At 70.4% G+C, this 22,599-nt stretch carries 21 protein-coding genes; 12 read left to right on the forward strand and 9 right to left on the reverse strand.

Translation table 11 applies throughout. The features are described 5' to 3' along the window. Positions 1–51: 51 nt before the first annotated feature. Positions 52–1,650, reverse strand: coding sequence for a serine/threonine-protein kinase (locus WMF17_RS19250; protein WP_437603534.1), 1,599 nt, complete (start codon positions 1,648–1,650; stop codon positions 52–54). Between the two features lie 384 nt (positions 1,651–2,034). Between WMF17_RS19250 and dusB the strand changes: the two genes are divergently transcribed. Then, on the forward strand, positions 2,035–3,021 hold the full coding sequence (gene dusB / locus WMF17_RS19255; protein WP_437603535.1) for a tRNA dihydrouridine synthase DusB: 987 nt from the start codon (positions 2,035–2,037) through the stop codon (positions 3,019–3,021). A 9-nt stretch (positions 3,022–3,030) separates the two neighbouring features. Here dusB and WMF17_RS19260 read toward each other — a convergent pair whose 3' ends face one another. The 6 genes from WMF17_RS19260 to WMF17_RS19285 all read right to left on the reverse strand — a co-directional run bounded on the left by WMF17_RS19260 (position 3,031) and on the right by WMF17_RS19285 (position 8,005). Continuing rightward, positions 3,031–4,536, reverse strand: a complete 1,506-nt coding sequence (locus tag WMF17_RS19260) for an HAD-IG family 5'-nucleotidase (protein WP_437603536.1) — start codon at positions 4,534–4,536, stop codon at positions 3,031–3,033. Between the two features lie 86 nt (positions 4,537–4,622). Continuing rightward, complete coding sequence (locus WMF17_RS19265; RefSeq protein WP_437603537.1) at positions 4,623–5,186, reverse strand: STAS domain-containing protein; 564 nt, start codon at positions 5,184–5,186, stop codon at positions 4,623–4,625. Between the two features lie 7 nt (positions 5,187–5,193). After that, on the reverse strand, positions 5,194–5,760 hold the full coding sequence (locus WMF17_RS19270) for a SpoIIE family protein phosphatase (RefSeq protein WP_437603538.1): 567 nt from the start codon (positions 5,758–5,760) through the stop codon (positions 5,194–5,196). Beyond that, on the reverse strand, positions 5,757–6,332 hold the full coding sequence (locus tag WMF17_RS19275; protein ID WP_437603539.1) for an ATP-binding protein: 576 nt from the start codon (positions 6,330–6,332) through the stop codon (positions 5,757–5,759). Before WMF17_RS19275 ends, WMF17_RS19270 begins: the two co-directional genes overlap by 4 nt. A 317-nt stretch (positions 6,333–6,649) precedes the next feature. Beyond that, positions 6,650–7,339, reverse strand: a complete 690-nt coding sequence (locus WMF17_RS19280; protein ID WP_437650685.1) for a hypothetical protein — start codon at positions 7,337–7,339, stop codon at positions 6,650–6,652. A gap of 393 nt (positions 7,340–7,732) precedes the next feature. Next, a complete protein-coding gene (locus WMF17_RS19285; protein WP_437603541.1) occupies positions 7,733–8,005 on the reverse strand; it encodes a hypothetical protein in 273 nt (90 codons plus the stop codon). 152 nt (positions 8,006–8,157) lie between these two features. Here WMF17_RS19285 and WMF17_RS19290 point away from each other — a divergent pair, with 152 nt between their 5' ends. The 5 genes from WMF17_RS19290 to WMF17_RS19310 all read left to right on the forward strand — a co-directional run bounded on the left by WMF17_RS19290 (position 8,158) and on the right by WMF17_RS19310 (position 12,288). Then, complete coding sequence (locus tag WMF17_RS19290; protein ID WP_437650686.1) at positions 8,158–8,874, forward strand: NTP transferase domain-containing protein; 717 nt, start codon at positions 8,158–8,160, stop codon at positions 8,872–8,874. Next, positions 8,871–9,866, forward strand: coding sequence for a GHMP family kinase ATP-binding protein (locus WMF17_RS19295; RefSeq protein WP_437603543.1), 996 nt, complete (start codon positions 8,871–8,873; stop codon positions 9,864–9,866). Before WMF17_RS19290 ends, WMF17_RS19295 begins: the two co-directional genes overlap by 4 nt. Positions 9,867–9,935: 69 nt before the next feature. After that, positions 9,936–10,556, forward strand: coding sequence for a D-sedoheptulose-7-phosphate isomerase (locus WMF17_RS19300; RefSeq protein ID WP_437493008.1), 621 nt, complete (start codon positions 9,936–9,938; stop codon positions 10,554–10,556). Positions 10,557–10,563: 7 nt separating this feature from the next. Continuing rightward, positions 10,564–11,175, forward strand: coding sequence for an HAD-IIIA family hydrolase (locus WMF17_RS19305; protein WP_437650687.1), 612 nt, complete (start codon positions 10,564–10,566; stop codon positions 11,173–11,175). A 111-nt stretch (positions 11,176–11,286) separates the two neighbouring features. Continuing rightward, positions 11,287–12,288 (forward strand): AAA family ATPase, encoded by a 1,002-nt coding sequence (locus tag WMF17_RS19310; RefSeq protein WP_437603545.1) that lies wholly within the window; start codon positions 11,287–11,289, stop codon positions 12,286–12,288. On the opposite strand, the gene dnaE is transcribed toward WMF17_RS19310, so the two are convergent. Beyond that, a complete protein-coding gene (gene dnaE / locus WMF17_RS19315) occupies positions 12,281–15,919 on the reverse strand; it encodes a DNA polymerase III subunit alpha (protein WP_437603546.1) in 3,639 nt (1,212 codons plus the stop codon). The genes WMF17_RS19310 and dnaE overlap by 8 nt on opposite strands. 233 nt (positions 15,920–16,152) lie before the next feature. Here dnaE and WMF17_RS19320 point away from each other — a divergent pair, with 233 nt between their 5' ends. From WMF17_RS19320 to WMF17_RS19345, 6 genes are all read left to right on the forward strand, one after another. Further along, positions 16,153–17,235: a hypothetical protein gene (locus WMF17_RS19320; RefSeq protein ID WP_437603547.1), complete on the forward strand. Its 1,083-nt coding sequence runs from the start codon at positions 16,153–16,155 to the stop codon at positions 17,233–17,235. 501 nt (positions 17,236–17,736) lie between these two features. Continuing rightward, positions 17,737–18,318: an OmpA family protein gene (locus WMF17_RS19325; protein ID WP_437650688.1), complete on the forward strand. Its 582-nt coding sequence runs from the start codon at positions 17,737–17,739 to the stop codon at positions 18,316–18,318. Between the two features lie 207 nt (positions 18,319–18,525). Further along, a complete protein-coding gene (locus tag WMF17_RS19330) occupies positions 18,526–18,969 on the forward strand; it encodes a c-type cytochrome (RefSeq protein ID WP_437650689.1) in 444 nt (147 codons plus the stop codon). Positions 18,970–18,975: 6 nt separating this feature from the next. Next, complete coding sequence (locus WMF17_RS19335; protein WP_437650690.1) at positions 18,976–19,461, forward strand: hypothetical protein; 486 nt, start codon at positions 18,976–18,978, stop codon at positions 19,459–19,461. A 462-nt stretch (positions 19,462–19,923) separates the two neighbouring features. Continuing rightward, positions 19,924–20,103: a hypothetical protein gene (locus tag WMF17_RS19340; RefSeq protein WP_437603551.1), complete on the forward strand. Its 180-nt coding sequence runs from the start codon at positions 19,924–19,926 to the stop codon at positions 20,101–20,103. 93 nt (positions 20,104–20,196) lie between these two features. Beyond that, positions 20,197–21,288 carry a TIGR04552 family protein gene (locus WMF17_RS19345; protein ID WP_437603552.1) on the forward strand — a complete coding sequence of 364 codons (1,092 nt, stop codon included), beginning with the start codon at positions 20,197–20,199 and terminating at the stop codon, positions 21,286–21,288. Positions 21,289–21,702: 414 nt separating this feature from the next. Here WMF17_RS19345 and WMF17_RS19350 read toward each other — a convergent pair whose 3' ends face one another. Then, positions 21,703–22,572 (reverse strand): Crp/Fnr family transcriptional regulator, encoded by an 870-nt coding sequence (locus tag WMF17_RS19350; RefSeq protein WP_437603553.1) that lies wholly within the window; start codon positions 22,570–22,572, stop codon positions 21,703–21,705. Positions 22,573–22,599: the final 27 nt, after the last annotated feature.

Raw genomic sequence — 22,599 nt, forward strand, 5'->3', positions numbered from 1 at the left:
CGGCCGGCGGCGCAGCGAGGACAGGGCACGACGCCGCGCGGCGCCCCGGCTCTATCGAGCTGAGGCGGTGTGCGTCGAGCCGCCCCGCGTCGGGGCGACGCGCTCGGGCGGCGCCTCGATCTGGCCGAGCTTCTCCGCTCGATCGGCCACCCAGAAGCGCTCTGCGTCTGCCGCGCTCCAGGCGGACTCGTCCAGCAGCGGGAGGAGCGCGTCGAACAGCGCGCGCGCGCTCTGGAAGCGGTGGCGCGGGTCCTTGGCGAGGCACCGCAGGACGAGGCGATCGATCGCGCGGGGGACGGCCGGGCCGCGGCGCACCGACGGCGCGAGGGGCGCCTTCGTCATGTGCGCGACGAAGAGCTGCCCGGACGACGAGCCCTCGAACGGCAGCTCGCCGGTGAGGAGGAAATAGAGCGTGCCGCCGAGCGAGTAGACGTCGCTGCGCACGTCCGCGCGCTCGCCGCGGCACACCTCGGGCGCCATGTAGGCGGGCGTCCCGCAGAGCATGCCGCTGTTGGTCAGCTCGGCGTCCCGGTCGCCCTCCACCATCCGCGCGACGCCGAAGTCGAGCAGCTTGACGAAGTCGTGATCGTCGCCGACGCGGGTGACGAAGAGGTTCTGCGGCTTGATGTCCCGGTGGATGATCCCGGCCTCGTGCGCCTCGATGAGCGAGCGGCAGGCCTGCAGGGCGAAGCGCACGGCGCGCGCCACGGGCATGGGGCCATAGCTGCGCACGATCGCGGCGAGATCCGCCCCGCGCAGGTGCTCCATCGCGATGTAGTAGATGCCGTCGTCGCTCGCGCCGAAGTCGAAGATCCGGATGGTGTGCGGATCGCTGAGCTTGCTGGCCGCGTGCGCCTCCTGCTCGAAGCGCTTCAGCAACCCCGGGTCCGGCGCGTCACGGGTCCTCAGGAGCTTGAGCGCGACGCCGCGCTGGAGCGTCTCGTCCCAGGCGAGCCAGACCTCGCTCATCCCCCCCTTGCCGATCGGCGCCTCGAGCCGATACCTGCCCAGCTTGCGCGCCTGATACACCTGCTGCCGCGCGGCCCAGACGACGTGGCTCGACAGGGCCCCGATCACCCCCGAGGAGGGGACGAAGATGTAATGGCTCGCGGCCGTGAGCAGCGTCGTCGGGTCGAGCCACGCCGCCAGGATCGACGGGGAGAAGATCGCGGCGATGCCCATGACGGCCGGGAAGGCGAGGAACATCGGCGCGGAGGCGACGAGCGCCTTGCCGAACGGCGCCGGCACGAGCGCCGTGCGCAGCAGCACGACGATGGAGAGCCCGTGCATGTACGTGCTGGTCAAGCCGCCGAAATCGAGCGCCATGAGCGAGATGAAGAGCGCGGCGACGAGGAACGCCGCGTCGTACCCGAGCAGCACGACGCGCCCCGAGAGCGTCGGTCGACCCGTGAGCCGGTACACGGCGATGGCGATCGCCTGCTCGATCATGCGCATGACGATGCAGCGCCACACCGGCGCCGCGGGGTACAGCACGGTCGCCATGAACACGTCGACGAGCGTGAACGCGGGCCAGATCCAGAGCGCGACCCGGAAAGCGCGGCGGACCGCGCGACGGACGCTCTCGGTGTCGTGGGCGGACAGAGCGCTCCGCGGCGCGCCGATCGGGCGGGTCTCGCGCTCCCTGAGCATGCGTGACGAGGCCGAGCGCTCAGCGCGGAGAGCCTCTCTGGTCAGCGCACGCTTCATGGCGACACTCGAGGGTCGCCAGAGCCGCGCCGAACGTCAAGCCAGCGTTGCTGGCTTCGGCGCGGCTGGTTTCCTCGGTCACTATGGCGGGCTGCCCCGCTCGCCGTCTCCCACCCAGGATGTCATACCAACAAGGTCGCTCGCCGTCCGACCTGCCGTGTTCGTGCGCTGATCGCATACACGCCCCGAGGTCCGAGGTGATGAATGCCGGCCGCGCCTCCGCGTCGCGGCGCGGGACCGAGCTCGGCGGGCCCGGCGCCCGGCGCGCCGGAGGTCGCGGCGTCGCCCTGGTCAACCGGCCGGATCCATGCTTGAAAGCTCGCCACCGTGCCGCTCTCGCCTGAAAGCTTTCGCCGGCTGTTCGAAAGCCGCCCCGTCGTCCTCGCGCCCATGGAGGACGTGACGGACGCCGTCTTCCGCCGCATCTGCCGGGAGCTCGGCGCCGAGCTGTGCGTGACGGAGTTCGTCAACGTCGAGGGGCTGCTGCGCGGGTGCAAGACCGCGCGGCGCAAGCTCGCCCTGTCCGCCGACGATCAGCCGACGGCGATCCAGATCTACGGCGCCAACCCGGAGCGCCTCGCCGAGGCCGCGCAGGTCGCCGAGCAGGCAGGGCCGGCGTTCCTCGACGTCAACTGCGGCTGCTGGGTGCCGAAGATCGCCGGCCGCGGCGCGGGCGCGGGCTGGCTGCGCGATCCGGAGGCGATGGTGGCGATGGCCCGGCTCGTGACGCGCACGGTCGCGCTCCCGGTCACCGTGAAGACGCGCATCGGCTGGGGACCCGAGTCCCACATGCCGATCGTCGACCTGGCGCGCCGCCTCGAGGACGCCGGCGTCGCCGCGCTCACGATCCACTGCCGCACGGCCCAGATGGGGCACAGCGGCGCGGCCGACTGGAGCTGGGCCGCCCGCGCGCGCGAGGCCGTGTCCATCCCCGTGGTGGTGAACGGCGACATCAAGACCGCCGACGACGCGGCCCGCGCGTTCCGGGAGACGGGCTGCGCCGGCGTGATGGTCGGCCGCGCCGCGATCGACCACCCCTGGGTCTTCCGCGAGGCCCGGGCCCTGCTCGACCACGGCGCGCGGCTGCCGGCGCCGACGGCCGAGGAGCGCCTCGCCCTGTGCCGGGCGCACCTCCTCGCGAACACCGAGGCGCGCGGCGAGCCGCACGGCGTGCGCGTGACGCGGCGCCACCTGACCGGCTACCTCCGCGGCCTCCCCGGCGCGTCCGCCCTCCGGCGCGAGCTGCTCTTCTGCGACAGCCTGGCGGGGTGCCTGGACATCCTCGACAGCGCCGCGCAGCGGCTCGCGGCCTGAGGCGGCCGCCTACATCCCCACCGGGCTCGGGTCGTCGACCGGGGCGGGCTCGCCGTTCTGCGGCTCGGCGCCCGGCGGCGCGCCCATGGGGTCGTGCGGCAGGCTCCCGCGGTGCGAGCGGAGCAGCACGTGGGGTGTCGCCAGGAGAAAGTTGGAGACGCGGGACGTGTAGATGTCCGCCGAGCGCTCGATCTGCCGGGCCAGGTGGCTCTTGTCGTTCCCCGCGCGGAGGAGCAGCCCCCACCGCGGGTTCAGCGTCTCGGCCGACGCCTTCGCGAGCGGAGCGATCCGCGCGTCGAGCGCCGCGAGGCTCACCTTGAGCTCGTTCATCTTCGCCTGGACCTCGGCCTCCGTCGCCCCGACGACCGGCCCGTAGCCGGCGCGCATCCGCTGGAGCTCCAGGCGCAGCCTGGCGTAGATGCGCTCCGCGTCCTCCTTCTCCCGCATCCAGAGATCGAGGCGCGCCTCGGCCCCCCGCGCCTCCTCGATGGCGAGGATCTCGTCCTCGAGCTCCCGGATGATGAGCGCCGTGCGCCACCGCAGGGCGCTCTTCGACACGTGCACATCTCCATAGATGTGATCGCCGATATAGAGGATCTCGTCGCCGGACAGCCTGAGGTGATGCTCGACGAGCCCGGCGTTGCCGCCGAGGTAGTGCCCGCCCTCGCGCAGCCGGCCGGCCGGGCGCAGGAGGCCGTCCTCCGTGACCACCTCGAAGAGCGGGCTGCGGCTCGAGAAGAACTCCGGCTTTCGCGCGGACACGATGACCACGTCGAACAGGTCGCGCCACGTCATGCCGTCCGGCAGGAAGCGATCGAAGGCGTAGCTCATCATCGCGTGCGTGTAGACCCACTCGGAGTTCGTGATCAGGACGAGCTTCTTGCCCGCCTCCTTCTGGTCGAGCACGGTGAGCGGGGTCTCCGGATCGAGCAGCACGAACCGCTCCGGATCCGCGATGATCTCGGCCTTCAGCTGCCCCTCCATGTGCGTCGCGTCGAGGCGATCCTTCACGCGGCGGTAGATGTCGCTGTAGCCGAGCACCTCGGGAAGCCGGCGCTGATCGAGCAGGTCGACGAGCTTCGCGTACATGCACCCTTCCGAGAGCGAGAAGAGCGTGTTCAGGAAGACGTAGCGCCCGTCCGCGAGGTCGACGATCGTCCGCGCGTAGGTGGCGCGCTGGGTCTCGAAGTCGATCGGTTGGGTGCCGTGATAGGCCCGCTTCACGTACCCGAACCGGTTTACCTTGAGCAGGTTGCCGAGCTCGGTGTCCAGGATGAGCCCCCGGATCACGAGGTCCGGCTCGAAGGTCAGGTCCCCGACCGGCCAGCCCTCGCTCTCCAGCAGGTGGCGGAGGTGCTCATACGCCCGACGCTCCCACGCCTCCACCCGGTAGTGGATCAGCGTGTAATCCATGTCGTACCCGATCGCCTTGATCGAGCGGAGGTTCAGCGTCCGGTTGCAGAAGATCCCCCGCTGCTTGGGCGGCGGAGCGGAGAGGCAATCCAAATTGTCCATGGTGATCGCCCGGAGAGCGGTCGTGAGGCATACCAGGGACCCACGGCGTTGCCCACCCGGACCATCGCCGTCACGCGGCCGTCAGATCAGCGGCGCCTGAGCCGGCTCTTGCCGTTTTCCCGCCGATCGGTGCTCGCGCTGGACCGCGGCGTCCGCCCGGCCGCCGGCGCGCGCCTCGAGTCGCTGCGGTCGTCCGCCTCCCATCCGTCGTCGTCGTCCTCGTCGTCGTCCTCGTCGTCGAAGAGATCGTCGTCGTCGTCGTCGTCGTCCTCGTCGCGCGCCTCGGCCCGGCGCACCTCGAGCCCGAGCATGGTGAGCGCCTGCTCGAGCGTCAGCGCCGTCTTCACGGCCTCGAGCTCGACCCCCATGGCCTGCAACGTCATCGCGATCTCCGGGCTCAGCCCGGACAGGATCGTGGGCGTGCCCATGAGCCGCGCGGCGGAGGCCAGGTTCGAGAGCACCGCGCACAGGTGGCTATCCATGATCCATACGGCCGTGAGATCGATGACCAGCCCCTTCGCCCCGCTCTCGTGGATGGCCCGCAGCACCTCGGTGTTCAGCTGCTCCGCGAGGTCGTCGGTCACGTCCCCCTGGATGGGCACCAGGATCCGGTCCCAGAGGTTGATGATCGGAAGGCGCTTGAGCTCCATGGTCATCCTAAGGTTCGATGTCGGCGATCAAGACCGTTGAGTCGTCGTGCGAGCGCCGGTGTCGGCTCATGAGGACGCGGCACGCCTCCGCGGCCTTCATCCCACGCAACAGCGAGAGGTCGAAGCGGGGGGAGACCCCGTCGGAGAAGACGGCGAGTCGGTCGCCCGGCGCGAGCTGCGCGTCGAAGATCCGGACCTTTCCGAGCGACGCGCCGAGGATGCCCGGGCTCTGGAGCCACTGCACGCGCGTGCCGTGAGACATCAGCTCGACGTTGCCGACGCTGCAGCCCTGGAGCCGCCCCTCCTGGAAGCGGCAGATCATCCCGGCGGCGCCGCGGGTCCCGCGGAGCCGCGCGTGGAGGCGGTCGACGAGGGCACGGACGTCCTCGCCGCTCGGCGCGTCGCCGAGCGCCTTGAGCGCGACGTCCGCCGCGGCCGCCGCGTGCTCGCCGTGGCCCAGCGCGTCGATGACCGCGAAGACGACGCCATCCTTGCCGGCCCGCACGAAGACAGCGTCGCCGCTGACGCGCTCTCCGTCCTTGGGGAGGATGGTGTGCTCGACGGCGAGCTTCACAGGTGGACCTCGATCTCCACCCGCGTGCCTTTCGGTCCCGAGTCGATCTGAAAGCGATCGGCCAGCCGCTTGACGCCGATGAGGCCGCGACCCATGCCGGTCTTGCTCCTGTAGCGGCCGGCGAGGATCTCCTGCAGGTTCTGGATACCGCTGCCCTCGTCCGCCGCGACGATGAGGAAGCGGACCGGGCTGTCGCGCTGCACGGCGATCTCGATCGTCCCGCCCGGGGTATAATGAACGATGTTCCGGGCGAGCTCGCTGACGATGGTCGCGACCTTGTGCGAGGTGAAGCTCTTTGCGCCGGCCGCGTCGCAAATGGCCTTCGCGCTCAGGCGCGCCTCGCTGATGTCGGCCTCCACGTTGATGGGCATGACCCTGGAGCGCCGCGAAGGTCGATCGCCGCCGATTGCAGAAATTTCCGACTTGAGCCGCCCGAGCCGCGCCGGATCGACATAAAGGCGAGCCCGGCGCTCGATGCTGGGAATGATGTCCGGGAGGTCGTCGAGCGAGAACCTCTCCGGCTGGATCTCCGCCTCCCGCATGGCCCGGAGCAGGACTCCCTCTGCATTCATCGCCGAGAGATAGCCGAGCAGGACGTTGAGAATCTGTTCGTGCGCGGGAGTCATCCGGGAAGAGCCTGGAAGGGCAGGTTACCGGGGCCCCGTGTCCGCGTCGAGTGCGCGGCGACGGCCTCGCAGTGTACGTCAGCCAACGCACACACATGTGTGGCCGAACGAGTCCGCAGGGCTCGCTCGGCGAGTCGCCTGCGGCCCGCGGCCCGGTGGCTTGTCCGGTAACGCCGCACCGGCGCCGGCCCGTGTCGGCCGCTCGTCAATCTGTCCGGCTCCCGGCAACGCTCATGCCCGGATGGCAGGCGCATCGACGTCGCTCAGGTCGGGTAGTACGACGTCTGCCCCTGGCTCAGCTCCTCGGTGATCTTGTTTTCCTCGAGAAGCCTCTTGATCGGCTCCTGGAGCTCGGCTGCGGGGGTGCCCATCGCCAGCGCAAGGTCGTCGATGCCCTGGCCCGGCTCAATTTCCACATGGGCGAGCAGCGCCTCGGCGATCTCGTCCCCGGGGATCCCGGACGGCGGGTTCTCCGGGCTCACCGGACGGGCTTGCTCGGCCCCTCTCCCGGCGGCCGCCGCCAGGGCGCCGGCGCTCGCGGCGCGCGCCCTGGCCGGTGCGGCGGCCGGACGCGCGGCGCCCCCGGTGGTCCGCAGTGCGGCGGCCGGACGCGCGGCGCCCCCGGTGGTCCGCAGTGCGGCGGCCGGACGCGCGGCGCCCCCGGTGGTCCGCGGCGCCGCCGCTTTCTTGTGCGGCGCAGCGCGCTTGGGGGTGGGGGCCTTGCGCGACGGCGCGCTGCGGGCCGGCGCGGCCGGGCGGCTCGGCACCGGGCGGCTCGGCGCCGGGCGGCTCGGCGCCGGAGCGCGCTCGGCCTTGCGGGCCGGCGTCATGGGAGTCGCGGCGGGCCCGGTCGATATCCCTGCGGCCTTGATGTCGACTTCCAGGTACCGCGCCGCGTTCTGGACAACGTCCTTACGGGCCAGCGCTCTCATGCCCTCCAGGAACTTGGCCACCAAAGAACGAATCTCATTCTCGATCTCGACATCGGATATCACGCAGCCGCCGTCTCACGAATCCCCCGGAATGTCAACGTCTTCCGCGCGGAGTGGCCCGCAGAGACCGGAGAAACCCGGACGATCACGCGCCGGCCGGCGCCCGCGACCCGGCGCCCGATCGCTGGCCGCGGCGCGTGTCCGGTGTGAATTTGCCGCTCTATCAAATGAAATGCGGGCAAGATCTGAAACCCATCGACAATCCATGTCGGGCCCCTCCGTCCGCGGCGTGGGTCGCGGGGCGGGCCACGTCGATGAGCAGAGGTCGACTCGCCGCTCGTCGCTCGCCGCTCGCCGCTCGCGGCCGCGCCGGCGGGGGCGGTCCTTCGGGAGCGGCTGCGAGGGGGCGGGTGATCAAGCCGCCTTGACGGCGTGGAGCGACGGGCGGCGCAGCGGGCGGAGCGGCGCCGCCGCGAACGCCGCGCCGAGCGCGAGCCCGCGGAACGTCAACCGCATCCGGAGGGCATCGAGGTACCCCTCGCGGTGCAGGGCGTTGATCACCCGGCGGACGTCGGTCCGGCGCACCGCGAGGGCCGTGGTCAATGTTTCGAGGGTCACCGTCTTGCCCTCGCTCTGGAGGGCAACCAGCGTCCGGAGAAGATGAGGAACGAGGTCGTTGTCCGTCATGGCGCCGAAGCTAGTTCAGTAGCTGAACGGTCGTACAGTTTGTGACGACGATTTCTTCGTGCCGCCGGCTCGAGCGCCCGAGGCGCGCCGGAGGCGGCCGTCGTCTATGGTACGTCCCGCTGGTGCGCCCCGACGCCTCCTCCCCTCAAGCCGTGATCCTCGCCGGCGGGCTCGGTACCCGGATGCGCCCGTGGACGGAGCGCACGCCGAAATTCCTTCTGCCGGTGCTCGGCAGACCGTTCGGGGCGTGGCTCCTCGATCGGCTCGCCGCCGCGGGCTTCGGCGAGGTGGTCCTCTGCGTGGGTCACCTCGGCGACGCCATCCGAGCGGCGATGGGCGACCGGTTCGCGGGGCTGCCGCTCCGTTATGCCGACGACGGCCCCGAGCTCCTGGGAACGGCCGGCGCGCTGCGTCGCGCGCTGCCCCACCTGGCCCCTGTCTTCCTCATGACCTACGGCGACTCCTATCTCCCCTTCGACTACCTCGCGCCGCTCCGGGACCTCTCCGCGCACCCGGGCGCCCTCGGTACGATGGCCGTGTTCCGGAACGAGGGTCGGTTCGACGCGTCGAACGCGGCGCTCTCGGGCGACCTCGTGGTGCGCTACGAGAAGCTCCGCGCCGGCACCCCACCCGACCCTGCCCTCGATCATATCGACTACGGCGCGACCGCGCTCCGCCGCGGGGTCGTCGAGGCGCTGCCGGCGGACACGCCGCTCGGCTTCGATGCGGTGCAGCGCGATCTCGCGTCGCGAGGCCGCCTGCGGGCCCTCGCGGTCGCGGCGCGCTTCCACGAGATCGGCTCCGAGCGGGGCCTCCGCGATCTCGAGGCCGCGCTGGCGGCATCGACAACGGCGGAGGAGCGGGGATGATCGTCTCCCGCGCCCCGGTCCGCTTCTCCCTCGGCGGCGGCGGGACCGATCTGCCCGCCTACTCCGACCGCTTCGGCGGCTACCTCGTTTCGGCCTCCATCGACAAGTACATCTACGTCACGGCCAACAAGCGCTTCCACCGCGACATCCGCCTCGCCTACTCCAAGACCGAGATCGTGCCCTCGGTCGACAGGATCGAGCACCCGATCTTCCGGGAGGCGCTCCGGATGATGGGAATCGAGCACTCGATCGAGCTCACGAGCGTCGCGGATCTCCCCGCGAACTCGGGCCTCGGCTCGTCGAGCTCGTTCACGGTCGCGCTCCTCAACGCGCTGCACGCGTACAAGCGCGACTTCGTGTCGTCCGAGCAGCTCGCGCGCGAGGCGTGCGCCATCGAGATCGATCGCCTCGGGGAGCCGATCGGCAAGCAGGATCAGTACATCGCCGCTTACGGCAACGTCACCGCGTTCACGTTCTCGCCGGACGGCTCGGTGCACGTCGAGCCCGTGCCGGTCCGCGACGAGGTGCTGGACGAGCTCGAGAGCAACCTGCTCATCGTGTGGAGCGGCATCGAGCGACCGGCCAGGATCGTGCTCTCGGAGCAGGGGCGACGGCTGCACGACCTCGAGCCCGCGGTGGTCGAGCGGATGCATCGCATCAAGGAGATCGGCCGCGACGTGCACCGCATCCTCGTCTCGGGCAGGCTCGACGACTACGGCGAGCTCCTGCACGCCCACTGGACCCAGAAGCGTAAGCTCGCCTCCAAGATGACCGACGAGGTCCTCGACGAGATCTACGAGGTGGCCCGGGGCGCCGGGGCGCTCGGCGGCAAGCTGATGGGGGCCGGCGGGGGCGGGTTCTTCATGTTCTACGTCCGCCCGGCGGAGAAGCGCCGGGTGCTGGAGGCGCTCGCCGCGAAGGGCCTGCGCGTGCTGCGCTTCCGCTTCGATCTCGACGGCGCCCGCATCGTCGCGAACCTGCACCGATCGTGAGCGGGCGCGCCGGCGCATCGGCGCGCCTCCCGCTGGGCATTTCCGCGGGACTCTGGCTATAAATCGCTCATGCCTCAGCGCACGCACGACTTCGTTGAAAAATACCTTCGCGAGACGTCCGAGATCGCCCTCGCGACGAGCCCGGACGACATGACGCGGGTCATCGAGCTCCTCTTCGAGGCGTACCGGAACGACCGCACCATCTACACGTGCGGCAACGGCGGCTCGGCGGCCAACGCGAGCCACCTCGCGTGCGACATCGCCAAGTTCACGTGGGTCGAAGGCAAGCCGCGCTTCAAGTGCACATCGCTCTGCGACAACGCGGCCCTCCTCAGCGCCCTGACCAACGACGTCGGCTTCAACCGGATCTTCCTCGAGCAGCTCGACGGCCGCGTCGTCGCGGGCGACGTGCTCGTGTGCCTCAGCGTGCACGGCGGATCGGGCGCCGATCGGGCCGGCCCGTGGTCGCAGAACCTGGTGGCCGCCGCAGATTTCGCGAAGAAGTCGGGGGCCAAGGTGGTCGCGCTCGTCGGCTACGACGGCGGCGCCCTGCGCCAGATGGCCGACGCCAGCGTGATCGTGCCGAGGACGCGGGCCGGCTACACGTCGACGCCGCACGTCGAGGGCTTCCACGAGGTCTACCACCACCTGATCTGCGAGCGGCTCCTGCAGCTCGTGGCCGAGAGCTGAGCGCCGCGTGGCGAGGCGCGGGGTCGTGCTCGACCGCGACGGCACCCTCATCGACGTGGTGCGCGATCCCGAGCTCGGGGTCGTCGTGACGGCGTTCCACCCGGACCAGATCCGCCTCCTCCCCGGCGCGCTCGAGGGCCTGCGGCGCCTCGCGGACGCGGGGTTCTTGCTGGCGATCGCGACCAACCAGCCGGGGGCGGCGAAGGGCCAGGTCCCGTGGGGGGCGATCGAGCGCACGAACCGCGCGCTCGTCGACGGCCTGCGCGCGGCGGGCGTCGCGATCGCGGCGCTCGCGGTGTGCCCGCACCACCCCGAGGGCGGGCCGGGCGGCGATCCGGCGCTGATCGGCCCCTGCGACTGCAGGAAGCCGAAGCCGGGCATGCTCACGGGGCTCGCGCGCGATCTCGATCTCGACGTCGCCGCGAGCTGGATGGTCGGCGACGCGCCGAGCGACGTGGCGGCCGCGCGCGCCGCGGGCATGCGGGCGGGCCTGATCCTGGATCGACGCCGCTGCGAGCTGTGCCCGCTCCGGGGCGAGGCCGACCTCCCCTGCCCCGATCACGCGGCGCCGCGGCTCGATCTCCTGGCCGCGGAGATCCTCTCCGAGCCGCGCGGCTAGCTCGGTGCGGCCGTCGGCGGCTACCTGGGCGCGAGCGGGCCCACGAGCGCGGCGACGCGCGGCGCGTCCTCCCCCACGTGGCGCATCACGACGGCGTGCTACCGTCCCGCCGTGACGCCCCCCCCGGATCACGACGGCGGCGCGCCCGGCGATCGGAGCGCTCGCGACGACACCACGGCCACCGCGGACGAGCTCGACGCGCGCCTCTCGGCGGCCCGCTACATCTCCGATCCGGCGACCTCGCTCGCGCTCTGGCTCGCCCTCCGGATGGAGCGGCCGCTGCTGCTCGAAGGACCGGCGGGCGTCGGCAAGACCGATCTCGCCCGCGCCGCGGCCGAGGCGCTCGGCCGCGGGCTCATCCGGCTCCAGTGCTACGAGGGCCTCGACGAGGCGAAGGCGCTGTACGAGTGGGACTACGCGAAGCAGATGCTCTACACGCAGCTCCTGCGCGACGCGGTCGCGAAGGAGATCGCCGGCGCGACGAGCCTCGCCGCCGCCGCGCGCGCGATCGCGGGGAGCGAGGCGTCGTTCTTCAGCGAGCACTTCCTGATCGCGCGCCCGCTCCTCGCGGCGCTGCGGAGCGCCGCCCCCGTCGTCCTCCTCATCGACGAGGTCGACCGCGCGGACCCGGAGTTCGAGGCGTTCATGCTGGAGGTGCTCTCCGACATGCAGATCACGATCCCCGAGCTCGGCACGATCCGCGCCGCGCGCCCGCCGCTCGTCCTGCTCACGACGAACGCGACGCGCGAGATGACCGAGGCCCTGCGCCGCCGCTGCCTGCACGCGTTCCTGGACTACCCGCCGCCGTCGCGCGAGGTCGCCATCCTGAAGGTCGCCATCCCGGGGATCGAATCCCGCCTCGCCGCGCAGATCGTCGCGTTCGTCGGCGCCTTGCGGGCCATGGATCTGCGGAAGTCCCCCGCCATCAGCGAGACGATCGACTGGACCCGCGCGCTGCTCCTGCTCGGCAAGCGCGCGATCACCCAGGAGGTCGCCCGCGACACGCTCGGCGTCCTGCTCAAGCACCAGGGCGACCGCGGCGACGCCGAGGCGAAGCTCGGCGCCCTCGTGAGGGCGGCCGAGCACGCGGGCGCGGGCGAGCCGCCTACCTGAGCTCGGCCACCTTCTCGCCGAACAGCTTCTCGAGCCGCCCGAGCATGGCGTCGTTCGGCTCGACGCGGAGATCGCGCCCCAGCGACAGCACCGCCTCCGCCCCGTCGTCGAGCTGGATCACGAGCTGCACCGGGCACACGCCCGGGCTCGCCCGCAGGAGCGCGCCGAGCCGATCGATGTGCTCGCGCCTCGCGCTGCGCGACTTCAGCGTGATCGCCACGCTCCGCGTCTGCGCGAGGATCGCGTCGGAGAGCGGCTGCACCTCGTCGAGCAGGAGGGTCGGCTCGCGCGGCGCGGACTCGGTCTCCTCGGCGCCCTCCTCCACCATGGGGAAGCTGACCTTCCCCGAGATCAAGACCGGCTCTCCCCGGTTCAGGAGCTCGCCGAAGGCCTCGATCTGCTTCTCGCGCACCTTGACCTCGACCCGGCCCGCCGTGTCCTCGAGCACGAAGAACGCGATCTTGCCGCCGCCCCCCTTGAAGATGCGCTCGCGGTAGCCCTCGACCATCCCGCCGACGCGCACCCTGGACCAGGGATCCATGCCGGCCAGCGCGCTCACCGCGGTCACGTCGAAGCGGTTCAGATCCACGCCGTATCGATCGAGCGGGTGCCCCGAGACGTAGAAGCCGAGCGACTGCTTCTCGCGCGAGAGCGTCTCGCGCAGATCCCAGTCCTCGGCCATCGGGTAGTCGTCCAGCCTCACGTCGTTCTTGGACGCGACCGCCGCGAACAGGCCGATCTGCGCGCTGTTCCGCTCCTTGCTCGCGGAGCGCGAGCGCTCCAGCGCCCTGTCGATGCCGGCGAACGCCCGCGCCCGTGAGATGCCCCGCGCCTGGAGGCTCGCGTCGAACGCGCCGCACTGCACGAGCGCCTCGAACACCCCCTTGTTGACCCGCCGCGGATCGACGCGCTCGGCAAAGTCGAACAGATCCGAGAACGCGCCGCCCGCCTCTCGCGCCTCGAGGATCGCCTCGAGCGCCGACTCGCCGACGCCGCGGATCGCCCCCATTCCGAAGCGGATCTTCGGGTCGTACGGATCCTTCACCCGCGAGCCTCCGCGCCGGGTGCCGGTCACGCGCTTGCCGTTCGTCCCCGGCGTTGCGCTGTAGACGACGGTGAAGTCCATCTTCGACTCGTTGATCTCGGGCGGCAGGATATCGACCCCCCACGCGCGGCCCTCCGCGATGATCCGCACGACCTTCTCGATCTTGTCGCGGTCGGCGGTCATCAGCGCGCAGAGGAACTCGACCGGGTAGTGCGCCTTCAGGTAGGCCGTCTGGTAGGTGAGCAGCGCGTACGCGGCCGAGTGGCTCTTGTTGAAGCCGTAGCCCGCGAAGTACTCGAGGAGCCCGAAGATGCGCTCGGCGTCCTCCGCCTTCACCCCGTTGTTGAGCGCGCCGTCGACGAACGTCGCCTTCTGCTTCGCCATCTCCTCGGGCTTCTTCTTGCCCATGGCGCGCCGGAGCAGATCGGCGCCGCCGAGCGTGTAGCCCGCGAGCTGCTGCGCGATCTGCATGACCTGCTCCTGATAGACGATGACGCCGTACGTCGGCTTGAGGAGCTCGTCGACGAGCGCGTGCATCTTCTCGATCGGCTTGCGGCCGTGCTTGCAGTCGACGAAGTCCTTCACCATGCCGGTGCCGAGCGGCCCGGGCCGGTAGAGCGCCACGGCGGCGACGATGTCCTCGAAGGCGTCCGGCTTCAGGTCCTTGAAGAGCTGCTGCATGCCGCTCGACTCGAGCTGGAACACCCCGGTGGTCTCGCCCGACTGGAGGAGCGCGTAGGTGGCGGTGTCGTCGAGCGGCACCGCGCTCACGTCGAACCGCGCGCCCTCCCTCGCGGCGACGTCCGGCCGCGCGTTCACGAGCCGCACGGCGATGTCGATGACGGTGAGCGTCTTCAGCCCGAGGAAGTCGAACTTGACGAGCCCGGCCAGCTCGGCGTCGTCCTTGTAGTACTGGGTGACGAGCTGCTCGCCGTTCTTGAAGCACGGGACGTGGTCCCAGAGCGGCCCCTCGCTGATCACGACGCCGGCGGCGTGCATGCCCGCGTGCCGCGTCAGGCCCTCGAGCTTCTGCGCCTGCTTCAGGAGCTCCGCGACCGTGGGGTCGCTCTCCCTGAGCGCCTTGAGCTTCGGCTCGATCTCGAGCGCCTCGGGGATCGTGTACATGATCCCCGGCGACTTCTGCGGGATGAGGCTCGCGATCTTCTGCGCCTCGATCGCCGGGAACGCCATCGCCCGGGCGACGTCCTTGATCACGCTCCGCGCCTTGAGCTCGTGGAACGTCGCGATCTGCCCGACGGACGGCTTGTCGGCCTCCTTGCTGTACTTCTTCGTGACGTACGAGATGACCTCGTCGCGCCGGTCCATGCAGAAGTCGACGTCGAAGTCGGGCATGCTGACGCGCTCCGGGTTCAGGAAGCGCTCGAACAGCAGGTTGTACGGGAGCGGATCGAGATCGGTGATCTCCATGGCATAGGCCACGAGCGAGCCCGCGCCCGACCCGCGGCCCGGCCCGACCGGGATGCCGTGGTCCTTGGCGTACTTGATGAAGTCCCAGACGATGAGGAAGTAGCCCGGGAAATCCATCTGCACGATGACGCCGAGCTCGATGTCGAGCCGCGTCCGGTAGACGGCCTCGTCCACCTTCCGGCCCGAGCGCGCGATCTGGGCGAGCCGCTTCGTGAGCCCCTCGTGCGCCACGTGCCGGAAGTACGACCCCGTGTCGGCGAACCCGCTCGGCAGCGGGAACGTCGGCAGCATCGGCTTGCCGAGCTTGAGCTTGAGCGCCGAGCACCGCTCGGCGATCTCGAGCGTCGAGCGGATCGCCTCCGGGTAGTCGCGGAAGAGGTGCGACATCTCGCCGGCGGGCTTCAGGAACATCTCGAAGCTGCCGTGGTGCGCGTCGCTCGCCTCGGCGAACGTGCGGTTCGCCGCGATGCACGACAGGTAGAGCTGCCCCTCGCCGTCCTCGCGCGCGCCGAAGTGGGCGTCGTTCGTCGCGACGATCGGCAGTCCCAGGTTGCCCGCCGCGCGCGCCAGGATGCCGTTGAGCACCGACTGCTCGACGAGCCCGTGGTCCTGCAGCTCGACGTACAGGCTCCCCGGCTCGAAGCAGTCCCGGAGCCGGCTGAGCGCCTCGCGCCCCTCCTCCTCGCCCTGCTCCAGGATCCGCTGGGCGACCACGCCGCCCATGCAGCCGGTCAGGCCGATGAGCCCCGCGCTGTGCTGCGCCACCATGTCGAGCCGCACGCTCGGCGCGAGCCCGCTCGCGGGATCGACGTGCCCCTTGGACACGATGCGGACGAGGTTCTTGTAGCCCTCCTCGGACGCCGCGAGCAGCACGAGGTGATCGACGGGCGTCTCGTCCACGCCCGAGCGCGACACCTGCCCTGCGGCCGCGCCCCAGCTGCGCGCCACGTTCACCTCGCAGCCGATGATCGCGCCGATGCCCTGCTCCTTGCAGGCCTTGTAGTGCTGAATCGCCCCGAACATGTTCCCGTGGTCCGTCAGGGCGACGGCGCGCATTCCCAGCGACTTGGCGCGCGTGGCCAGGTCCTTGACGCGCAGCGCGCCGTCGAGGAGCGAATACTGCGAATGCACGTGGAGGTGGATGAACTCAGCGGTCACAGCGGGCTTCCAGGTGGCTTCTCATCGTCGTGCGAATCGGGAAAGACAGGGAATCAGGGAGAACGGAATCCGTAGGCAATTGGACGACCGACCGTCGCTTGCCGGCGAGCTCACATATAGCGCATTGCGCAGCGGGGATCGTCCTTGATGAGGCGCGCGAGCCGGCGCTAGCATATGCGCCCGTTTGAGAGCACTTGCCTGATTTGGGGTGGGGTTTCCAGAAAGTGAGGTCGATGATGCGTCATTCCCGTATCGCCGTCGCGGTCTATTTGACGACGGCGCTCCTGTCCGTGGCCGGTTGTGGCTCCGATCCTGCGGCGCCGCCTGCCGAACAAGACCAGGACGTCGACCGCGGCCAGCCCCCGGCGCCGGGCCCGGCGCAGGCCGGCGACGGCGCGGGGGTCGCGTACGCGATCGACCGCCTCTTCCTCGGCGACACCGATCGCGACGGGAAGAAGACGGCTGGCAGCTGGAAGCAGTACGGCTTCAACATCGACGGCAAGGTGTCCAACACCATCTCGGAGGACCTGTGCAGGCCGGTCGACGACGCCCCCCCCTCCGATGTCTATCCGGACGGGCTCGACGGGATCGACAACGCCTTCGGAAGCAAGCTCGTCGGCCTCATTGGGACTCTCCTGAGCGACCCCTCGACGAGGGTCACCGACGCGATCGCCAACGGCGATTTCACGGTGATCCTGAAGGTCGACGGGCTCGGCGCGCAGTCGTCCTACAACCCGCTCACCGCGAAGCTCTACGGCGGCGCCACGCTGGGCGCGGCGCCCGCCTGGGATGGCAGCGATGCGTGGCCCATCGTTCCGGAGCTGCTCGATGACGCTCAGGACGTCGAGAGCGCCAAGATCGCGTTCCCGAAGAGCTACGTCGTCGACGACACGTGGGTTTCGGGCCCGGAGTCGCAGGTCGCCTTCAAGCTCAACCTGACGATCTCGGGGACCACCATCGGCCTCACGATCCGCAACCTGAGGATCGCGATGGACCTCGCGCCAGATCACAATTCGGTGCTCAAAGGCACCCTCGCGGGCGTGCTCGAGACGGCTGTCCTCGTCGAGGAGCTGCGCAGCGTCATCGGCGCTGTCCAGCCGGGCGTCTGCGAGGGCACCGCGCTGGAGTCGATCCTCGACTCGGTCCGTCGCGCCTCGGACATCATGAAGGATGGTAGCCAGGACCCGAGCCAGGACTGCGATGCCATCTCCATCGGCATCGGGTTCACGGCGAAGGAGGTCCAGCTGGGCGAGATCGCCCCCCCGGCCGAGACGACCGGCGTGCCGTGCGGGACCGCTCCCCCGGACGAAGGCTGAGCGCCGCGCGACTCCCGTCTGTCTGCGGCCATCGCGGCGAGCCCTCGTTCAGGGCTCCGCGGGCGCCTCCCGGGTGCCCTCTGGCCAGAGCACCACACAGCCTGCGACGTGCAGTCAGCTCAGCCTGACCGCGCCCTGCGCGAAGATCGTGCGCGCCGTTGAGCCGTCGCGCGCCCCGCGAGCGTCTCTAGAAGCGACCCCGCCCGTCCAGGGTACGCGCTCAGGCGAGGGAGACCTCGGCGGCGTGCTCTCTCGGTCCGCCCGCTTGTGGGGGTCCGCGAGGCGCCCTCTTCCTGGTTTCGTTTGTCCCGACTTTTCGCTAGAAGTCGGCATCGTTTCGAGCGTCCACCACGCAAATACCCGATGGCAGTGAAGATTCATGGCGAGCTGCCGTCCCAGGGCGTCAGCCCGGCGGGTTGCCGACGCGAGCTCTGGCTCGTGCCCCTCAGAGGAGAACAACGTCCCATGCGTAGATACGTCGCTTCCGTTCTGTGCGCCGTGATGATGGTTGGCACTGCCGCCGCGACGGCGGGTTGCACGGCCAGCGCCTCGTTCAACACCGGCAAGGAGCCGGTGGCCGAGCCCCCGCCCCCGCCGGAGCCGGCGCCCGAGCCGAAGGAGGAGAAGAAGCCCCGCCCGCGCTTCAAGATGACCTTCAAGCTCAAGGGCAACCAGGTCGAGCTGCCCGGCCCGGTGGTCTTCGAGACGAACAGCGACAAGCTCCTGCCCGAGAGCGACGAGGTCCTCAACATCGTCGACGACTTCCTGAAGCAGCGGAAGGACGTCACCCTGCTCCGCGTCGAGGGCCACACCGACTCCGACGGCGAGGACGCCGCGAACCAGACGCTGTCCGAGAAGCGCTCGATGTCGGTCGCCCGCTGGCTCGTCGCGAAGGGCCACGACTGCAAGCGCTTCATCGCCGTCGGCTTCGGCGAGAGCAAGCCGGTCGCCGACAACAGCACGCCCGACGGCAAGGCCCAGAACCGCCGCACCGGGTTCTTCATCGCGGCCATCGAGGGCAAGGCGGTCGACAAGCAGCCCGTGGACGGCGGCGGCAAGGTTGCCGGCGACGCCTGCAAGTGACGGCGCTCCGCCCGGGCGCGCTCCGGATGGCGCGCCGCGCTCGTCGCGGCGCGCGTCCGAGGCGCGCTCGGCGGGCTGACAGCTGACGGCGGAGCCCCGCTCGCCGCCGCGCCGCGTCCCTCCGGGCGCGCCGGCGGCGGACGTCGTCTTGTTGTCCTTCTTTGCTTGCCTCCCCCACCATCTTCACTATCCGTACTCCTCCACGACATGCGGAGACGCCACGACAAGCCCCTGGGCAGCCTCCTCTTCACGGCCGTCCTTTCGCTCGGCCTCTTCGGCTGCGACCCCGGGACGGGCGACGTCCGCGAGTGGACGCCGGCCGATCACGATCCGCCGAGCCCCAACGCGGGGCAGGGCGGCAAGGTGGCCGCGCGGCCGATCGCCTCGAACGAGACCGACCCGGGGCTGATCGAGCTCGCCTGGCAGCGGAACTGCTCCAGCTGTCACGGCAGGGCCGGCCGCGGCGATGGCCCGCAAGGTCCGATGGTCCGCGCCCCGGACCTCACCAACCCGGCGTGGCAGGAGCGGGTGACCGACGCCCAGGTGGCCGAGGCGATCCGGAAGGGCAAGAACAAGATGCCCGCCTTCGACCTGCCGCAGCAGGTGATCGACGGCCTGGTGAAGCGGATCCGCACCGGCAAAGCGCGCTGAACCCCGATGAGCTCGACCTCACAGGAGGATCTCGATCAGGCGCCGGAAGAACGGCCGGCCGCACCCGAAGAACCGCCGGCCGCACCCGAAGAACCGCCGGCCGCGCCGGTGGGGCGCCCGCGCTGGGTCCGGCGGCTCGCTCCGGCGATCCTTGTCCTGGGCGCGCTGTTCGCGGGGAGCGTCCTTTTCAAGAACCTACCCGAGGAACGCGAGGTCGAGCTGCGGCTGGACGACGCGGCGACGGTCGTGCGGCTCGACGTGACCTGGACGGATCCATCTTCGGGTCAGCCTGCGACCGACGCCGCGCCGGTCATCGACAGCTCGTGGCAGTTCGCCGAGGGGACGGCGCCGAGGACGGTCCTCACCAAGGTGTCGCTTCCGGACGGCCTCTACCATGTCGAGATCGCCGTCGGCCGGAAGCGCGGGTACGACGTCGTGAGCCGGACCGTCACGTTGGCGGACACCTCCCGGATCACGCTCTTCGTGCACTGAACAGCGCCCTCCTGAAGCGCGCGACAGCCTCCGGAGGACCGGCGCTCCGCGCCCTCGCCGGCCGCTGTCGGCGGGGGCACGAGACCGTTGACTCCCGGAAACTGACAAGCAAGGCACTGCCGTGAGTTGGAAGCGTGTCCCTGAGGCATCACTTCGCGTCCAGCGGACCGCGCGCAGCCTTGATGCAAAAGTTTCAACTTTTGCGACAAGCATTTGTTTTTGTTCTGTTTTTAGCGCAAGCCGTGGCGGCGGTTCGGATGGGAATGGAATATGAGAACGAATTCCCTTGATGCGTTCACCCCGGAACCGCTACTTCTTGGCCCGCAGCAGCAGGGCGTGGCACCTTATCCTACAACCACTTACACGCTCTGACCGGGACAACCGTGAAGCATCGTGGTGCCCCCCCGGAGGGAGCGACCATGCGGCCTTTACAGTGCCGCTGGAGGCGGAGAAGGAAAACCGATGAGGATCACCCCGTGGTATCTGGCTGCGCTCGCCCCGTTCGCCGCCATTGGTTGCAGTGGCGCGTACCTCGGCCACGCGGCCGTCGTGGCATTGACGATCGGCATCTTCCTCGGGACCCTTTCGCTCGGGCGTGCTCCGAGCTCTCGCCCCGCCCCGCCGAACGCCCCTGTCTCCTGATTTTCTCGCCCAACTGCCACCTGCCGCACGTCGACGCGACGCTTTCCCGAGCGCTCGACCGCGCCGGCGCTTACGCTCGGGGGGCGTGAGGTCATGACGCACGACGCCTCCGTCGGCCGGCTCAAGCGGCTTGAAGAGTTCACGCTCATGGACCTGGAGTCCGTGCACCTCATCCTGCGCGGCGAATCGGTCATCGACTGGCGGAGGCTCAACCTTCAGAGCGAGCAGGACGCGCGCGAGCTCCTGCTCGCGCAGGAGTTCCGCCCCGACGAGCCGGGGGATCGCGCCCACCTCGAGAGCGTCAAGAACGAGGCGATCGCGTACCTGCGCCGCCACTTCGAGTTCCCGATCCCGAGCCCTGTCGCGCGCGCGTCGGTGGAGGAGATCCTGATGCTCGCCTCGGGCAAGGGCCACCGCCAGCTCTGCGCCTGCACGATCCTCAAGGCGATGCACATCATCCATCACCTGGCCGGGCGCGAGCTCCTGTTCTCGATCCCGATGTCGGACCAGGACGTCTTCCACCTCGTCGAGGAGAAGGTGTACCGGGTGATCGGCGGCATGCTCGCGGCGGGCTTCCCCATCACCGAGTTCATCGGCGGGCGGAAGAACAAGGACTCGCTCTACACGAAGCTGCTGTCAAAGACGGACACGACCGCGGCGGCCATCTACGACAAGCTCCGCTTCCGCATCGTCTGCCGCACCGTGGACGATCTGCTGCCCGTCCTCCTCTATCTCTCCGAGCGCCTGTTCCCGTTCAACTACGTCGTGCCCGGCGAGAGCACGAACACGATCCTGCGGTTCCGGAGCTACTGCGAGGCGCGGCCGTTCCTCGAGCCGATGCTCGAGGCGCTGCAGACGGACGTCGACGACGGGCTGACGGCGGGCGACAACAGCTTCAGCGATCGGAGCTACCGCGTGATCCACTTCGTCGTCGATCTGCCGGTGCGCCTCCCCGCCGAGATCCTCGACATGGCGCCGCCCGCGGCCTGGGCGCTCGGCCCGATCATCTTCGTCCTCTGCGAGTTCCAGCTGATCGACCGCGAGACCGAGGCGGCGAACGAGATCGGCGAGGCGAGCCACGCCAGGTACAAAGAGCGGCAGAAGTACGCGGTCATGCGCAGGCTCAAGCTCGGCGTGCGCTCCACCCGCGACCCGGTGAGCGGCGGACCCAAGCGCGACCGCTAGGCGCGCCGCAGCGCGGGCGCGGCGTACGCTCCCGATCGACAGGGCCATCGGCGCGCGCGGGGCGCAACCGCGCGCCGATCGCGCGAGGCGCGAGGCGCGAGGCGCGAGGCGCGAGCATACGCGGAGCCGATCGCGCGAGGCACTACCCGCAGGCGTGGCAGCGACGTCGTCACGGCACGCGGCGCGGGATGGAGCTGCGAGAGCCCAGCGGGCAGCTGGAGAGGCCCGCAGGATCCCTGGATGGGGGGTCCCTGGAGGAAGCAACGCTTGGAGCAGGGAGGCGGACGCCGCTGCGAGGCCGGGAGCAGTCGGGCTATCGACGCAGGGGCCGCCGAGCGAGCAGCCAGGGCAGTGACGGGCGTGCGTGGAGGAGGAGACGCGCGGTCCCTCAGCGACGCCGCCGTGCGAGCGAGCTCAGATGCGACTCTTCAGCGCATCGCGATCGAGGACGACGATCCGGCGGCGATCGATCTCGATCACCCCCTTGCGGCGGAGATCGCCGAGGGTGAGCGTGACGGTCTCGCGCGTGGAGCCGATCATGCTCGCCATCTCCTGATGGGTGAACGGCGCGGAGATGAGCACCCCGCGCGGATCGGGGATGCCCCAGCGCGTCGCGGCCTTGAGCAGGAATTCACAGAGGCGGGCCTCCACGTTGCGGAAGAGCATCGAGGCCAGGCGCTCCTCGGTGTCCGTGTGGCGCTCGACCAGCGTGGTCACGATCGCCGCGGCGAAGTTGGCGTCGCTCGCCATCAGGTTGCGCACCGTCGTCAGGGGGACGATGAGCGCCTCGACGTCCTCGGTGGCGATCGCGCTCTCCCGGTGGGCGGTGACGCCCCCGAGCGCGGCCTCGCCGAGCACGTCGCCGGCCCCTCTGTAACCGAGGGACAGGCTGCGCCCGTCGCTCATCCCTCGTACCAGCCGGACCCGGCCGAGGCTGAGCATCGCGAGGGCGGTCGCCGCGTCGCCCTGCGTCACGAGGTGACGCCCTTTCGCGACGCGTTGAATCGTCCCCCCGTCGGCCAGCGCCGCCTGCGTGGCCGGGGATGCCGCATTGCCGATCGCCCCACGCCGGACAACCCGTCGCTTGCGCGAGTCCAGGTCGAGTCCACCGTCGTTCCCGAGTGCGCCAGGCTGGACCCTGACGCTCCGTGCCATCGCATCCTTACCCATCATCATCGCGGCTGCTCCTGCGGTTTGCGGTGTCGCGGTCCTGCTGTTCCCTGAGGGCCCCGCCGGCCGGGGGGCACCGACTTGTGTGCCGGAACCTCCCACTTGCGTTGACATCTCGGAGACGCGGCCCGTACCTTTCGG

It is taken from the genome of Sorangium sp. So ce362, assembly GCF_051519845.1.
Classification (GTDB): Bacteria; Myxococcota_A; Polyangia; order Polyangiales; family Polyangiaceae; genus Sorangium.

Excerpts from the sequence above, each read along its gene's own strand:
- WMF17_RS19250 (WP_437603534.1), bottom strand. The coding sequence starts at position 1,650 with ATGCTCAGGGAGCGCGAGACCCGCCCGATCGGCGCGCCGCGGAGCGCT.
- WMF17_RS19260 (WP_437603536.1), bottom strand. The coding sequence starts at position 4,536 with ATGGACAATTTGGATTGCCTCTCCGCTCCGCCGCCCAAGCAGCGGGGG.
- WMF17_RS19265 (WP_437603537.1), bottom strand. The coding sequence starts at position 5,186 with ATGGAGCTCAAGCGCCTTCCGATCATCAACCTCTGGGACCGGATCCTG.
- WMF17_RS19275 (WP_437603539.1), bottom strand. The coding sequence starts at position 6,332 with ATGAATGCAGAGGGAGTCCTGCTCCGGGCCATGCGGGAGGCGGAGATC.
- WMF17_RS19285 (WP_437603541.1), bottom strand. The coding sequence starts at position 8,005 with ATGACGGACAACGACCTCGTTCCTCATCTTCTCCGGACGCTGGTTGCC.
- WMF17_RS19295 (WP_437603543.1), top strand. The coding sequence starts at position 8,871 with ATGATCGTCTCCCGCGCCCCGGTCCGCTTCTCCCTCGGCGGCGGCGGG.
- WMF17_RS19300 (WP_437493008.1), top strand. The coding sequence starts at position 9,936 with ATGCCTCAGCGCACGCACGACTTCGTTGAAAAATACCTTCGCGAGACG.
- WMF17_RS19320 (WP_437603547.1), top strand. The coding sequence starts at position 16,153 with ATGATGCGTCATTCCCGTATCGCCGTCGCGGTCTATTTGACGACGGCG.
- WMF17_RS19325 (WP_437650688.1), top strand. The coding sequence starts at position 17,737 with ATGATGGTTGGCACTGCCGCCGCGACGGCGGGTTGCACGGCCAGCGCC.
- WMF17_RS19330 (WP_437650689.1), top strand. The coding sequence starts at position 18,526 with ATGCGGAGACGCCACGACAAGCCCCTGGGCAGCCTCCTCTTCACGGCC.
- WMF17_RS19335 (WP_437650690.1), top strand. The coding sequence starts at position 18,976 with ATGAGCTCGACCTCACAGGAGGATCTCGATCAGGCGCCGGAAGAACGG.
- WMF17_RS19340 (WP_437603551.1), top strand. The coding sequence starts at position 19,924 with ATGAGGATCACCCCGTGGTATCTGGCTGCGCTCGCCCCGTTCGCCGCC.
- WMF17_RS19345 (WP_437603552.1), top strand. The coding sequence starts at position 20,197 with ATGACGCACGACGCCTCCGTCGGCCGGCTCAAGCGGCTTGAAGAGTTC.
- WMF17_RS19350 (WP_437603553.1), bottom strand. The coding sequence starts at position 22,572 with ATGTCAACGCAAGTGGGAGGTTCCGGCACACAAGTCGGTGCCCCCCGG.